This window comes from Halobacillus sp. B23F22_1, assembly GCF_043497005.1.
Lineage (GTDB): Bacteria > Bacillota > Bacilli > Bacillales > Halobacillaceae > Halobacillus_A.
Map to the genome: position 1 here is coordinate 644,435 of NZ_JBIEKE010000001.1, position 14,256 is coordinate 658,690.

The window sequence follows — 14,256 nt, forward strand, 5'->3', positions numbered from 1 at the left end:
GCTTCTCCTATCTGCTCATCCCGCAGGAGTCGGCATTTTTTCGTTCCTTTGACCAAAAACGAATACTGAAATCTTCGTAAGGTGAATGGCCATGATCTATTTCGAAAAAGGGTTTGAGGAAACGATGAGACTCCTGCGGGAAATGGGAATAAGGTGTGACCCCGGAGGGCTGATAAAGCCCGATGAGGCACACCATTCGCCCGCGGAAAAGGAGTCGTTTCCTCAAACCCTTTACACTCTATAAGGTTTCTCTACAAGCCGAAAAAAACAGGCTCTTTAACCAAGAGGCTGTTTTTTTATTGATGAAGTGAAAGGCTCCATCTGTAAAACTTCGCATAACTCCTTTCCAATAACACAAACTACTGTAAAAAGGAGCCTCATTGCTATGCCGCTCAAAATCGCCGCGATTCTCATGACCCTCACACTTTTAACCGGTTTCAGCCAACCTGAACCCGACGAAGAAATAACAATTATTCTTGAGCTGAAAGACACTCCAGTCTCTACATTTAAAAATCATGTAGAGGCACGACTGCCCCGGCTTGAAATCGTTGCTGAATATGAAACGATTTTTAACGGGGTGGCTGTAAAAGGAACGCCGGCTGAGCTTGAAAAAATAGCGCGGCTAAAAGAAGTGGCGAACCAGTTTCCAGTCCAGACTTACACCACGCAGGAAGAAGTGTTGACAGAACCTTCACAGCCGCTTACGACTGATGTCGTAAGGCCTGACACTCCTTATACAGGGAAAGGAGTAAAGGTGGGTGTGATTGATACAGGAGTCGATTATACACACCCTGATCTAGAGGTGAACTACCAGGGCGGTTTTGATTTAGTTGATTTTGACGACGATCCGATGGAAACGACGGAAGATGGGGCTACCTTACACGGTACGCACGTGGCAGGCATCATTGGAGCAGATGGGGAGATGAAAGGTGTGGCTCCGAATGTCGATTTGTATGCGTATCGCGCGTTAGGTCCGGGAGGCATGGGGACATCAGTGCAAGTGATTGCTGCGATTGAAGAAGCTGTAGAAGCCGGGATGGATATCATTAATCTATCACTTGGGAATGATGTTAACGGTCCGGATTGGCCGACGACCAAAGCGGTGGAGCGGGCGATTGAGCTTGGAACTACAGTTATCGTCGCAGCTGGTAACGCTGGACCGGATACGTGGACAATTGGGTCCCCGGCAACATCAGAAAATGCGATTACGGTAGGAGCTTCTTCTCTGCCGACTGAACAATCGATGCTCACGATTTCAGGAGAAGACAGGCAAATTCCCATAAGAATCTTACAAGGTTCAAAACCATGGGATCTCTCTAAAAAATATCCTTTGATTGTAATGGAAGGGGATCAAATTGAAGGAGCGACGGGGAAGATTGTTCTCATGAGACGGGAAGGCACAAGTTTTGCCGAAAAAGCTCAGCATGCCTATCAAAAGGGAGCAGAAGCCTTAGTAATCATAAATAATACGAATGCCCCGCTTCATGGCTCAATTGAAGGACTTAACCTTCCTATTCCAGTGGCAGCAGTTTCGAAAGGTGAAGGAGAATGGCTGTTAGAAAAGGGACTCGCTGAAGATCAATGGGTAGATACTATAACCGAAGAAGCAGAGCAGGGGATTGCGCCATTCAGCTCACGCGGACCCGTCACTTCATCGTGGAGTGTTAAGCCGGATATTTTAGCGCCCGGAGTAAACGTAGTCAGCACGGTGCCGGGCGGTTATCAAGCTTTACAAGGAACGAGTATGGCCGCACCGCATATTGCGGGAGTGGCTGCCTTGTTAAAAGAAGCTTACCCGGAATGGACACCTTTAGATATTAAACAATCTCTCATGAGTTCAGCTGATCTTTTGCAGCAGAAAGACGGCCCCTTACCGCCAACTGAGCAGGGGGCAGGATACGTAGATACGGAAGTGGCGATTCAGCCGGAACTCTGGATTGATCCTGGCACTCTCAACTTTGGAAGGATTGAAGAAGACCTTTTTCGTAAAACAGTAAAGCTCAATTTTCAAAATAAGAAAGACACTGCGGAAACCTATCATATAAAGCTGCCCGAAAAACAGCCAGGGATCGGCTGGACGATTCCGTCTTCGTTTCAATTATCACCTGGAGAGGAAAAAGAACTTTCCATGGAAGTTCATTTGAATAAATCATTTATGAAAGAAGGGGTTCAAGAAGGATATGTTACGGTTGAAGGAGGAGGAGAGCAGTACCATATTCCTTACTTATTTATGATAGATACCTCGAATTACGAAAAGATATCCGGATTAGAGCTGTACAAAGATTGGGAATCCGACGCTGATTTAGCTTATCGTTTTAATATAACGGAGCCGGTGGATCATTTATCCATCGACCTTTATCGAGCGGGAACAATGCTTCATCAAGGGCAGTTGCTCGATCTCGATGAACCAGTGGAAGGATTAAATGAAGGAGAAATAAAGCTGAAAATGAGCGATGACTACGCCGGCCCATACTTAGCAGTAGTCACTTTAGAAATTGACGGTAAAACGTACAGTTATCCATTTCCTATTCAATTGTAAAATAAGGGGCAGCCTGGAAAAAAGGCTGTTCCTTTTTAATTATAAAATGTGACAAAATTATGATAAATGCGTGTCGGACTTTTGTACTTTTGCTCACAAACGCATTGACATGATATGACCCCTATTGTATTCTTACATAGTGTGGAATGATAAGGTTTTCATGTAAAAACGCATCCTTTTTTACATATATAAAAGAGGTGTTGAATTGAAGCACTCACAATTTCCATTTCGATCCCTGTCACTTACAAGTGCAATTGTATCTCAATTAGCAGGTGGGCCGCTTGTCGGTGTTTTTCTGGGGAAGTGGGTGGACAGCCAATTTTCCACAAGTCCACTATTCTTAATCCTGGGGATATTTCTCGGGGTAGGAGCAGGTACATACGGAACGATTCATTTAGTACGAGCGTACACGGGAGACGATTAATTTGGAAGATTATCAGCAGATGATAGCCCGTCAGCGAAAATGGATGTTCTACCTTCTGGCAGTTCTCGTTTTAGGTTGGGGCCTCACCCCATGGCAACCGGTTTTCCTCGGGCTTCTTTTAGGAAGCATCCTTAGTTTTTACAATCTCTGGCTGATGCAGCGGAAGATTCAAAAGTTAGGTGAATTTTCAGCAAAAAGCATGAGCACCAAAGGGATTGGAACGTTTACGCGACTTGCATCCGGCGCATTAGCCGTTGTAATCGCCCTTCAGTTTGAAGAATATTTCCACTTAATTTCTGTAGTATTGGGCTTAATGGCAGCCTATTTTGTCATTGTTATAGATTACCTGTTCAACAGAGCAACAGATTAGCATGATGGAAGAGAGGTGAACAGATTGAATCACGAAGCACCGATGTGGGAGGATGCATTTGGGATTCCATGGCTGGATTTCAACTTATCCAACTTATTAATGATGTTTGTTGCTTCATTAATTGTATTCATTCTAGGGGTTGCAGCAACCAGAAACATGCAGCGTAACCCAAAAGGTTTTCAAAACTTCATGGAATGGCTCATTGACTTTATAAAAGGCATTATAGGTTCAAATATGGATTGGCGCACAGGCCGGCTCTTCCTGCCTTTAGGTCTTACCCTTTTTGGCTACATATTTGTTTCGAATATGCTCGGGGTCGTTACCAATGGAGTTGTAGGACATGATTTATGGTGGAAATCACCAACAGCAGATCCAGGTATTACGATGACATTAGCTGTCATGGTGATCGTGTTAACCCACTATTATGGGATTAAACTACGAGGTGGTAAAGAATACAGGAAGACATTTGTCCAGCCCCTGCCGTTCTTATTACCCTTTAAGATCATTGAAGAGTTTTCAAACACTCTAACGCTTGGTCTCCGTCTTTACGGAAACATTTACGCAGGTGAAATTCTACTATCTTTATTAGTAGGCCTTGCTACAACGAGCTTTTTAGGAGCTATTGGAGCAGCGCTTCCAATGGTGGCATGGATGGGCTTTAGTACATTTATTGGTTTCATCCAGGCATTTATTTTCGTTATGTTGACGATGGTTTACATGTCTCACAAGGTGAGCGAAGACCATTAACATAAAAACATAAAAAAACTTTTTTTACAAAATATGAGGAGGATTTTAATTATGGGTCTATTAGCAGCTGCAATTGCAGTAGGTTTAGCAGCACTTGGTGCAGGTATTGGTAACGGTCTTATCGTAAGTCGTACAGTAGAAGGGATTGCGCGTCAACCAGAATTGCGCAGTGCACTTCAAACAACAATGTTCATTGGTGTTGCACTAGTTGAGGCAGTTCCAATCATCGGTGTTGTTATCGCATTTATCGTAATGGGTCAGTAAAGTTAAAACGGCGGCGAAGTTCATAGTTCGTGAATCTTCGCCTTTCCTTTATGTCTTCTAATAGGTACTATCCAAGTTAATAACAGGAAAAACTTTGGTATGATGGTTTTTCTGTGATCTGGCATTTTTACTGGTGTCGTAAAAGACGCCTCTTTTTATGAGGCAGGCCTAAACCGCCCCTCATCGCTTTTCTTAGTGTAGAAAGGAGTGACTACTGTGCAAGGTTTGACGACGAACTTAGTCCTGGGAGCCTCAGGATTTGCTGTAGGGGATATGATCGCTCAGCTGGCGTTCTTTATCATTTTACTCGTGCTTTTAAAGAAATTCGCATGGGGACCATTAATGGGCATGATGAAAGACCGTGAAGATTATATCGCCAATGAAATAGAAACTGCTGAAAAAAGCCGTGAAGAAGCTGCGATGCAGCAGCGTGAAGCCGCGGAAGAGTTGAAAAAGACGCGTCAAGACGCGCAGAGCATTATGGAAGAAGCTCGCAAAACGGCTGCACAGCAAGAGCGTGATATTGTTGATTCCGCTAAAAGAGAAGCAGAACGCATTAAGGTTTCTGCTCGTCAGGAAATTGAACAAGAGCGTGATAAAGCTGTTCAGGTCCTTAAAGATCAAGTGGCATCTATGTCTGTCATGATTGCATCGAAAGTGATTGAAAAAGAACTGTCTGAAAAGGATCAGCAGGCTCTTATTAATCAATACATCAACGAGGCAGGAGAAGAGCAATGAGTGAGATAATCGTTGCAAAACGCTATTCTAACGCTCTTTTTCAACTCGGACAAGAAAGAACAAAATTAGAACAAATCGAAACAGAATTACGTGCATTACGTGAAATTTTCCAGAAGAATAAGGGACTTATGAAGTTCCTTAAACATCCACGTTTAGCGGCGAGTCAAAAGAAACAGCTATTGATCGATTCTTTGCAAGGTTTTTCGAAAGAAACGCTCAACACCCTGATGCTGTTAATCGACCGTCATCGTGAAGAGATTATTTTGGATATGACGGATCACTTCATTCTGAAAATGAACGATATTAAAGGAATTGCAGATGCCACTGTGTACTCTGTAAATCCACTTTCTGAAGTTGAAAAACAACGGATTTCAGAAACGTTTGCACCTAAGGTAGGCAAACAATCTCTAAACCTGACAAATGTCGTCGATAAAAAGATTCTTGGAGGCATCCGCCTTCGAGTCGGAAATCGCATTTTTGATGGTTCTGTCAGTGGGAAGCTTAACCGTATCGAACGTCAGTTAGTTTCTCCGAATAATAGATGATAGGGGTGAAATGGCATGAGCATCAAAGCTGAAGAAATCAGTGCGCTGATTAAGCAGCAAATTGAAAACTACGAATCAGATATTGAAGTCAACGATGTAGGTACAGTTATCGAAGTTGGTGACGGTATCGCACGTGCTCATGGTCTTGATAATGTCATGGCCGGGGAGCTTGTTGAATTTTCTAACGGTGTCATGGGATTGGCACAGAACTTAGAAGAAAGTAACGTTGGTCTTGTCATTCTTGGACCATATACAGATATTAAAGAAGGTGACGAAGTTCGTCGTACCGGCCGTATCATGCAGATTCCTACAGGTGAGGAAATGCTGGGCCGCGTCGTGAACCCGCTTGGACAGCCAGTTGATGGACAAGGTCCAATCGAAACAACCCGAACTCGTCCGATTGAATCTCCTGCACCAGGAGTTATGGATCGTAAATCCGTAGATGAGCCGCTTCAAACAGGAATTAAAGCGATTGACGCCCTTGTGCCAATCGGCCGTGGACAGCGTGAGTTGATCATCGGTGACCGTCAAACAGGTAAAACATCTGTAGCAGTTGATACTATTTTGAATCAGCACGACCAGGACATGGTGTGTATTTATGTAGCCATTGGACAAAAAGAATCAACGGTACGTGGTACAGTTGAAACACTTCGTCGTCATGGTGCTCTTGATTATACAATCGTGGTTACAGCGAGTGCTTCTCAACCTGCACCGCTTCTTTACCTGGCACCATATGCAGGTGTTACACTTGGTGAAGATTTTATGTACAACGGCAAACACGTACTCGTCGTATATGATGACCTATCGAAGCAGGCAGCTGCTTACCGTGAGCTTTCCTTGCTATTACGTCGTCCGCCGGGCCGTGAAGCCTTCCCAGGGGATGTATTCTACTTGCACTCCCGTCTGCTTGAGCGCGCTGCTAAGCTAAGTGATGCAAAAGGTGGAGGATCCTTAACAGCACTGCCTTTCGTTGAAACACAAGCCGGGGACATCTCAGCATATATTCCAACAAACGTAATCTCCATTACCGATGGACAGATTTTCTTACAATCTGATCTTTTCTTCTCAGGAGTACGTCCAGCGATTAACGCCGGTCTATCCGTATCTCGTGTAGGTGGTTCTGCACAGATTAAAGCGATGAAGAAGGTTGCAGGTACACTGCGTCTGGACTTAGCGTCATATCGTGAGCTGGAAGCATTTGCTCAGTTCGGATCAGACTTAGATAAATCAACACAAGCGAAGCTTAACCGCGGGGCACGTACGGTTGAAGTACTAAAACAAGGCCTTCACCAGCCGCTGTCTGTAGAAAAGCAAGTTATGATTATCTATGCACTGACAAGAGGATATCTGGATGAAATTCCAGTAGAAGATGTGACTCGTTTCGAAAGTGAATTCCATACATGGTTAGACAATAACCGTAAAGAACTTCTTTCTGAAATTCGTCAATCAGGTAAGCTGGGAGCAGAAGAAGATATGAATGAAGCTGTTGAAGCATTCAGCAAAACGTTTGTCGTATCTGAATAAGTAACGGCCCGCAAGCGATGCGTAAAATAGCTAGAAAGGGTGGTGAAACAGCGTGGCATCCCTTAGAGATATTAAAGGTCGGATTAATTCAACGAAAAAGACGAAACAGATTACGAAAGCTATGGAAATGGTATCCGCATCTAAGCTGAACAAAGCCGAACAAAATGCTAGATATTTTGTTCCTTACAGCGAAAAGATCCAGGAAGTCGTTGCAAGTATAGCTGCAGGCGGCGGTGATGCAAGTCACCCAATGCTGGAAGCACGTGACGTTAAACGAACGGGATATTTAGTTATCACTTCGGATCGTGGACTAGCCGGAGCCTACAACAGTAGTGTTTTGCGAAAAGTGTATCAGCAAATTCGTCAGCACCATAATTCAGCAGAAGAGTACACACTGATTACAATGGGCCGAATCGGACGCGACTTTTTCCGCAAACGTAATATGCCAGTCGATAAAGATATCACCGGAATCGGTGACCAGCCGGACTTTGCCGATATTAAAGATATCGCTTCTGAAACGGTTCAACTTTTCACAGACGGTGAGATCGATCAGCTGTATATTTATTACAACCATTACGTAAGTGCCATTACTCAAGAAGTAACTGAGAAAAAGGTACTTCCGTTAACAAATTTAAATCCAGAAGGCAAAGCAAGTACAAGCTCTTATGAATACGAGCCGGATGAAGAGGAGATCCTTGAAGTTCTTCTTCCTCAGTACGCAGAAAGCTTGATCTACGGAGCTCTTCTCGATGGTAAAGCAAGTGAGCACGCTGCCCGTATGACGGCTATGAAGAGTGCAACGGATAACGCCGATGAACTTATTGGTGACCTTTCACTCTCTTACAACCGTGCCCGCCAAGCAGCCATTACCCAAGAAATTACCGAAATCGTCGGTGGTGCAGCTGCCCTCGAATAGGTTTCTTGGACTCGAACAGTAAGTAAGGAGGGAAATCGATGAGTAAAGGACGCGTAACCCAAATCATGGGTCCCGTTGTTGACGTAGCCTTCGACGACGGTCAGCTCCCTGACATTAATAACGCTTTGCACGTAAGCTACGTAGCAAAATCTGAAAACGAAACAAACGTTGATCTTACACTAGAAGTTGCCCTTCACCTCGGTGACAACTCTGTACGTACCGTTGCCATGTCATCCACTGAAGGTGTGCAGCGTGGTACAGACGTAATCGATACAGGCGGGCCAATTTCCGTACCTGTAGGTGACGTAACCCTAGGACGAGTATTCAGCGTACTCGGTGACAAAATTGACCTTGACGATCCAATCCCTGGCGATGTGCGTCGTGATCCGATTCACCGCCTGGCACCGACTTTTGAAAACCTGGCAACTGAAACAGAAATTCTTGAAACAGGAATTAAAGTAGTAGATTTGCTGGCACCGTATGTAAAAGGTGGTAAAATTGGTTTGTTCGGTGGTGCCGGAGTAGGTAAAACCGTACTTATTCAGGAGTTAATTAACAACATCGCTCAAGAGCACGGCGGTATCTCCGTATTCGCCGGTGTTGGTGAACGTACACGTGAAGGTAACGACCTTTACTACGAAATGAAAGACTCTGGCGTAATCTCTAAAACAGCGATGGTGTTCGGTCAGATGAACGAACCACCTGGAGCGCGTATGCGTGTAGCCCTGACTGGTCTTACCATGGCGGAATACTTCCGTGATGAGCAGGGACAGGACGTTCTATTCTTTATCGATAACATCTTCCGTTTCACGCAGGGTGGTCTAGAGGTATCAGCACTGCTTGGCCGTATGCCATCAGCCGTAGGTTACCAGCCAACACTTGCTACAGAGATGGGTCAGCTTCAAGAACGTATCACTTCAACGGATAAAGGATCAGTAACATCCATCCAGGCGATTTATGTACCTGCCGATGACTACACTGACCCTGCACCAGCGACAACGTTCGCCCACTTAGACGCAACAACAAACCTTGAGCGTAAACTATCTGAGCAAGGGATCTACCCTGCCGTGGACCCGCTTGCATCAACATCCCGCGCGCTTGATGCAGATATCGTAGGAGACGAACACTACAAAGTGGCTCGTGAAGTACAGCAAACGCTGCAGCGCTATAAAGAACTACAAGATATCATTGCTATTTTGGGTATGGATGAGCTGTCTGATGAAGATAAGCTGACCGTTGCCCGTGCACGTCGTGTACAATTCTTCCTATCTCAAAACTTCCACGTGGCTGAACAGTTTACTGGTCAAAAAGGTTCTTATGTTCCAGTACAAGAAACAGTTAAAGGATTTAAAGAGATTCTTGAAGGTAAGTACGATGACATCCCAGAAGATGCTTTCCGCCTAGTCGGCCGCATCGAAGAAGTCGTCGAAAAAGCAAAAGAAATGCAATAAGCATATCATTGCAAGTGTCACTCAGGTGTTCTTTTCATAAGAGCATCTGACACCGGCGCTTATGATCTGCCTTAGGAGGAATATCTATGAAAACACTAACGGTGAGTGTTGTCACTCCTGATGGCCCGGTTTTAGAAGACGCCTATGAAATGGTTAGCTGTAAGGCGGAAAGCGGGGAGCTTGGTATCCTGCCTGGACACATCCCCATGGTAGCTCCATTAACCATTAGCTCGGTACGCCTCAAACAAGAGGGCAGCTCCGAACGCATCGCCGTAAGCGGCGGATTTCTCGAAGTTCGCCCAGATCAAGTAACTATCCTGGCGCAATCAGCAGAGAAGCCTTCAGATATCGATATCGATCGTGCCCGCCGCGCGAAAGAACGCGCTGAGCAGCGTATGGCCAACAAACAATCGGATATCGACTTCCGAAGGGCAGAACTAGCGCTGAAACGAGCCATTAACCGTTTAGACGTAAAAAACAATAACTTTTAAAAAACTGCTTTCCTTGAAAGCAGTTTTTTTATAGTACCAGCGCACAGCACATAGTAAGAGCAGACCCAAAAGTCATTGCTCAAAAAAGAGTGCAGCAATGGTGTTAGCTCTATCGCAGAGAGAGGGTAGTGGTACCTGGTACCAAGCGCACAGCATAAAGTAAATGCTGAACCAACAGCCATTGATCAACAAAGAATACTTCAGTGTCATCTTCGACACCTTTACATCACCAATCACCTTCATTCGACGACGCTGTCAGTATTCCCCGGGAAATAAATAATATTGCGCGGGAAATTATTTTTATGACATTTCCTGACGGCTAATGATAATTCACGAAATTGTCATATTTTAAACGCACTCATGCTATTTAAACTATTGACAATAAACCTATATCATGTGATTCTTGAGTATGTGCGTATTATAGGTTGATGTAAGCGAGGTGGAACAAGTGGATCAATATTTCGTTGAAGAAGCCTTAATGAGTATGACCTCCCACATTATTTTTATCATTATTACGTGGAAGGTGTTACAAGCAGTGAATCTGGATGCTTTCTTTAGAAAAGGACGCATTTTCGAGATTCGGGTATTAATGATACTTATTACAATAGCCATCGCTACCTCAGTAAGTAATTTTTTCTTAGATCTAATAAGATGGTCAAGCAGTATTAGTTATTTATTCTAGTTGAATATTGTTCTCAAGAAAAAGCTTACACTATCCACCAATGTCTAATCGTGTCACGTATTGTTTCGTATGAATCTAATTGAACCTGTTCACACTTGTAACTAAACAAGGAGAAACGGGAGAGATCCATATGAAACTACTTATTTTAAGTTTAGTTGCAGTGATAGCAATCGGTTCAGGTGTTTATCCTCAGGGAACGGCTGAGGGTTGGAGTAACGTTTCTCCATTAATAGAACTGACAGCCTTTGCTGAGGATGAACAGCTCAATGTTAAAGAATTGAATATAACATTAAAAGAAGAACTAGATAGAACAGAACTTGAACGTACTCAACAACGCATAGCTGACTATTTAGACGTACTACAAATGAGCCAGGAAAATAATCCTGAAGCAACTAAATATAAATATCACGACGGACACAAAAACGCTACTATTGTCGAAACCTTTACCGTGCTCGTGCCAAAAAACGAAAACAATTCAATTGAGGTAGTTTATACGGTAACGTCCGAGGGTACAACACCACTAGCACCACAAATTATGGAATATTACACAGATAGGGTAAAAAAACAAATATTCACGAAGAATGTCACTAATTACTCATTTATTAAAAGTGAATATAGTGGTATTATTGATGAAGTTTTATTCTATCAAAAATTCAAAAAAGCATTCAATATAGCAACGATCGAAGCAGCAACTGAAGAAAGCTGGAGCAGCAGATCCGGCTACACATCAAGATGGGGTCAAGCCATTGATTTACCCAGCGGTTCCATGAATGTCCAATGCGCTGTAAGGAATTTGGGCAATCGGACAACCGTTACATTTGGCACACCTATACTAACTGCTGAATATTAATAATAATGAATATGGACGCGGAGGAGAATGAACCTTGGAAAAAATCATCGTCCGTGGTGGAAGGCAGCTTAAAGGCACTGTGAGAGCTGAAGGTGCAAAGAATGCCGTACTGCCTGTCATCGCAGCAAGTATAATCGCAAGTGAAGGAAAAAGTGTGTTACATGATGTACCAGCATTAGCTGATGTATACACGATTAATGAAGTTATCCGCCATTTGAATGCAGATGTTCACATGAACGGAAGAACCGTTACTGTGGATGCATCCAATGATTTAAAAACAGAAGCACCTATAGAATATGTACGCAAGATGAGGGCTTCTGTGCTTGTATTGGGACCACTTTTGGCCCGGTATGGACACGCAAAAGTTGCTCTGCCAGGCGGCTGTGCAATTGGTTCACGTCCACTGGATCAACACCTTAAAGGTTTTGAAGCAATGGGCGCTGAAATTACGGTAGGCAATGGCACAATTGAAGCGAATGTAAAAGGCCGCTTACAAGGTGCAAAGATTTATTTTGATGTACCAAGTGTCGGAGCTACAGAAAATATTATTATGGCAGCTGCTCTAGCAGAAGGCAAAACTATTCTTGAAAATTGTGCGAAAGAACCAGAGATTGTAGATCTCGCTAACTACTTAAATAAAATGGGTGCCCGCATTGTTGGTGCAGGTACAGAAACCATTAAAATTGAAGGTGTCGATAAGCTTTACGGCACCACTCACCATATTATTCCTGACAGAATTGAAGCAGGTACCTTTATGGTAGCAGCAGCAATCACTGGTGGAAATGTATTAGTTCAAGGTGCTATGCACGAGCACTTACGATCTGTTGTAGCTAAGATGGAAGAAATGGGTGTTACTATTCAAGAAGAGGAAGAAGGGTTACGAGTAATCGGACCTTCCCGCCTGAAAGCTACCGACATTAAAACGATGCCGCACCCGGGTTTTCCTACAGATATGCAGTCACAAATGATGGCACTTATGCTTAACGCAAGCGGAACAAGCGTCATAACAGAAACGGTATTTGAAAATCGTTTCATGCATGTCGAAGAATTCCGTCGCATGAACGCGAAAATGAAAATTGAAGGCCGCAGTGTAATTATTGAAGGACCTTCTGATTTACAAGGTGCAGAAGTGCAGGCAACAGACCTCCGTGCAGGAGCCGCATTGATATTGGCAGGTCTCGTGGCAGATGGGTATACACGAGTTACCGAATTGAAGCACTTGGACAGAGGGTACGTTGATTTTGCAGAGAAGCTGCAGCAGCTTGGTGCAGACATTGAACGTATTAACGAAAATGAATCTTATCTAGAAGAAGTTGAACCTAGCGAATCAGTATCGACCTTATAATTTATTTATAATGAATGCAATCCTCATCTTTCTAAGATGAGGATTGTTTTTTTAGTTCTATCAACACCTCTTGATGGATATATTTTTAGTAGAGAGGTCTACTATTGATTCAGGAGGACGAGATATGAACCGAAAGCATCGCATTGGGATCATTACTATAATAAGTATGTTTATGGGCATTCTTCTTATTCCAGCACTCATCGTCGCCCCATTCATCGGAAAAAACGACACATCGACTGTTCAAGAAACGACAACCAACGAAACATCAACGGTAGACATCCCAGCGAGTCTTTCCCCATTTTCCATTAATGTTATGAGGAGTACTAGTGAAAAAGTGGAAGAAGTGCCACTTGAAGATTACGTCGCACGCGTTGTCGCATCTGAAATGCCTGCTAATTTTGAATTAGAAGCACTAAAGGCTCAGGCGTTAGCAGCACGGACGTACATTACTCAACAGTTAACAGATGGGGAACCTTTTTCCGAACAAGCCGATGTCACCGACACGACCCAGCATCAAGTGTACAAAAATGATGATGAGCTTCGTGATCAATGGAAGGAACACTATACGAAAAATATGGGCCGGATCAACCAAGCCGTAAAGGAGACGGCGGGTGAGATTATTACTTATGAAGAAGAGCCCATTACGGCAGCCTTCTTCTCAACAAGTAACGGATATACGGAAAACTCTGAAGACTATTGGGAGAAAGAGATCCCTTATTTAAAAAGTGTAGAAAGTCCATGGGATCAAGATTCCCCTAAATTTTTTGATCAAAAAGTTGTACCTATTTCAGAAATTGAAACAGCACTGAACGTAAAGATTGCCAATGGGTTAGAGAATATAAATCTAGCAAAAACACCAGGAGGCCGAGTAGCAGAACTTTCCGTCGGGGAACAGAAGTTTACGGGCAGAGAGATTCGTGAGAAATTAAACTTGCAATCCAGTGATTTTACCATTGAACAAAAAGAAGATCATATCATCTTTACGACAAGAGGATACGGACATGGAGTGGGCATGAGCCAGTACGGCGCCAACGGCATGGCTGAAGCAGGAAAAACCTACAAAGAAATCATCCAGCACTACTATCAAAATACTGAAATCACACCAGTAACAAAACAAACCGCCACCATATCGTAAAAATTAATTTATGGTACCTTTAAAGGTACCAGGTACGAAGAAGAGGAAAGAGGGTACCTGGTACACGTACTTTGATATTTCGTACCAGGTACACCCGAAAGTACACTAAAACCCAGCAAAGCCGCCCAAGGAGGCGGCTTTGTTGTGGTACCAGGTACGCAATTTTTCTCTCTCTGTACCAGGTACACACCTACATTGACACCCATTCAAAACCCCAGTCCCCAATAAAAATTTT

15 protein-coding genes are annotated in these 14,256 nt (G+C 43.6%); all 15 read left to right on the top strand.

Going from position 1 to position 14,256, the window contains the following annotated elements; translation table 11 throughout:
• Positions 1 to 385 precede the first annotated feature (385 nt).
• The 15 genes from ACGTNH_RS03175 to spoIID all read left to right on the top strand — a co-directional run bounded on the left by ACGTNH_RS03175 (position 386) and on the right by spoIID (position 14,021).
• A complete protein-coding gene (locus tag ACGTNH_RS03175) occupies positions 386 to 2,539 on the top strand; it encodes a S8 family serine peptidase (protein ID WP_394584943.1) in 2,154 nt (717 codons plus the stop codon).
• Between the two features lie 205 nt (positions 2,540 to 2,744).
• Positions 2,745 to 2,963: an AtpZ/AtpI family protein gene (locus ACGTNH_RS03180; RefSeq protein WP_188377423.1), complete on the top strand. Its 219-nt coding sequence runs from the start codon at positions 2,745 to 2,747 to the stop codon at positions 2,961 to 2,963.
• Between the two features lies 1 nt (position 2,964).
• Positions 2,965 to 3,333, top strand: coding sequence for an ATP synthase subunit I (locus tag ACGTNH_RS03185; protein WP_394584944.1), 369 nt, complete (start codon positions 2,965 to 2,967; stop codon positions 3,331 to 3,333).
• Positions 3,334 to 3,357: 24 nt separating this feature from the next.
• A complete protein-coding gene (atpB, locus tag ACGTNH_RS03190; protein WP_394584945.1) occupies positions 3,358 to 4,080 on the top strand; it encodes a F0F1 ATP synthase subunit A in 723 nt (240 codons plus the stop codon).
• 51 nt (positions 4,081 to 4,131) lie between these two features.
• On the top strand, positions 4,132 to 4,344 hold the full coding sequence (gene atpE / locus ACGTNH_RS03195) for a F0F1 ATP synthase subunit C (RefSeq protein ID WP_026799008.1): 213 nt from the start codon (positions 4,132 to 4,134) through the stop codon (positions 4,342 to 4,344).
• A 216-nt stretch (positions 4,345 to 4,560) separates the two neighbouring features.
• Positions 4,561 to 5,082, top strand: a complete 522-nt coding sequence (atpF, locus tag ACGTNH_RS03200) for a F0F1 ATP synthase subunit B (protein WP_394584947.1) — start codon at positions 4,561 to 4,563, stop codon at positions 5,080 to 5,082.
• A complete protein-coding gene (locus ACGTNH_RS03205) occupies positions 5,079 to 5,627 on the top strand; it encodes a F0F1 ATP synthase subunit delta (RefSeq protein WP_394584948.1) in 549 nt (182 codons plus the stop codon). The genes atpF and ACGTNH_RS03205 overlap by 4 nt, the downstream gene beginning before the upstream one ends.
• Positions 5,628 to 5,642: 15 nt before the next feature.
• Entirely contained in the window at positions 5,643 to 7,151 is a 1,509-nt protein-coding gene (gene atpA / locus ACGTNH_RS03210) for a F0F1 ATP synthase subunit alpha (protein ID WP_394584949.1), read from the top strand.
• Between the two features lie 52 nt (positions 7,152 to 7,203).
• A complete protein-coding gene (gene atpG / locus ACGTNH_RS03215) occupies positions 7,204 to 8,067 on the top strand; it encodes an ATP synthase F1 subunit gamma (RefSeq protein ID WP_394584950.1) in 864 nt (287 codons plus the stop codon).
• A 38-nt stretch (positions 8,068 to 8,105) separates the two neighbouring features.
• Entirely contained in the window at positions 8,106 to 9,518 is a 1,413-nt protein-coding gene (gene atpD, locus ACGTNH_RS03220; RefSeq protein WP_394584952.1) for a F0F1 ATP synthase subunit beta, read from the top strand.
• 86 nt (positions 9,519 to 9,604) lie between these two features.
• Positions 9,605 to 10,009, top strand: a complete 405-nt coding sequence (locus ACGTNH_RS03225) for a F0F1 ATP synthase subunit epsilon (protein ID WP_394584954.1) — start codon at positions 9,605 to 9,607, stop codon at positions 10,007 to 10,009.
• Positions 10,010 to 10,457: 448 nt separating this feature from the next.
• Complete coding sequence (locus ACGTNH_RS03230; RefSeq protein ID WP_229735136.1) at positions 10,458 to 10,691, top strand: DUF1146 family protein; 234 nt, start codon at positions 10,458 to 10,460, stop codon at positions 10,689 to 10,691.
• A gap of 130 nt (positions 10,692 to 10,821) precedes the next feature.
• Positions 10,822 to 11,541 carry a YwmB family TATA-box binding protein gene (locus ACGTNH_RS03235; RefSeq protein ID WP_394584956.1) on the top strand — a complete coding sequence of 240 codons (720 nt, stop codon included), beginning with the start codon at positions 10,822 to 10,824 and terminating at the stop codon, positions 11,539 to 11,541.
• A 34-nt stretch (positions 11,542 to 11,575) separates the two neighbouring features.
• Entirely contained in the window at positions 11,576 to 12,886 is a 1,311-nt protein-coding gene (murA, locus tag ACGTNH_RS03240) for a UDP-N-acetylglucosamine 1-carboxyvinyltransferase (protein WP_394584958.1), read from the top strand.
• A 124-nt stretch (positions 12,887 to 13,010) separates the two neighbouring features.
• Positions 13,011 to 14,021, top strand: a complete 1,011-nt coding sequence (gene spoIID, locus ACGTNH_RS03245) for a stage II sporulation protein D (RefSeq protein WP_394584959.1) — start codon at positions 13,011 to 13,013, stop codon at positions 14,019 to 14,021.
• Positions 14,022 to 14,256 lie beyond the last annotated feature (235 nt).

Excerpts from the sequence above, each read along its gene's own strand:
- ACGTNH_RS03225 (WP_394584954.1), top strand. The coding sequence starts at position 9,605 with ATGAAAACACTAACGGTGAGTGTTGTCACTCCTGATGGCCCGGTTTTA.
- atpE (WP_026799008.1), top strand. The coding sequence starts at position 4,132 with ATGGGTCTATTAGCAGCTGCAATTGCAGTAGGTTTAGCAGCACTTGGT.
- atpD (WP_394584952.1), top strand. The coding sequence starts at position 8,106 with ATGAGTAAAGGACGCGTAACCCAAATCATGGGTCCCGTTGTTGACGTA.
- atpA (WP_394584949.1), top strand. The coding sequence starts at position 5,643 with ATGAGCATCAAAGCTGAAGAAATCAGTGCGCTGATTAAGCAGCAAATT.
- spoIID (WP_394584959.1), top strand. The coding sequence starts at position 13,011 with ATGAACCGAAAGCATCGCATTGGGATCATTACTATAATAAGTATGTTT.
- ACGTNH_RS03205 (WP_394584948.1), top strand. The coding sequence starts at position 5,079 with ATGAGTGAGATAATCGTTGCAAAACGCTATTCTAACGCTCTTTTTCAA.
- ACGTNH_RS03175 (WP_394584943.1), top strand. The coding sequence starts at position 386 with ATGCCGCTCAAAATCGCCGCGATTCTCATGACCCTCACACTTTTAACC.
- ACGTNH_RS03235 (WP_394584956.1), top strand. The coding sequence starts at position 10,822 with ATGAAACTACTTATTTTAAGTTTAGTTGCAGTGATAGCAATCGGTTCA.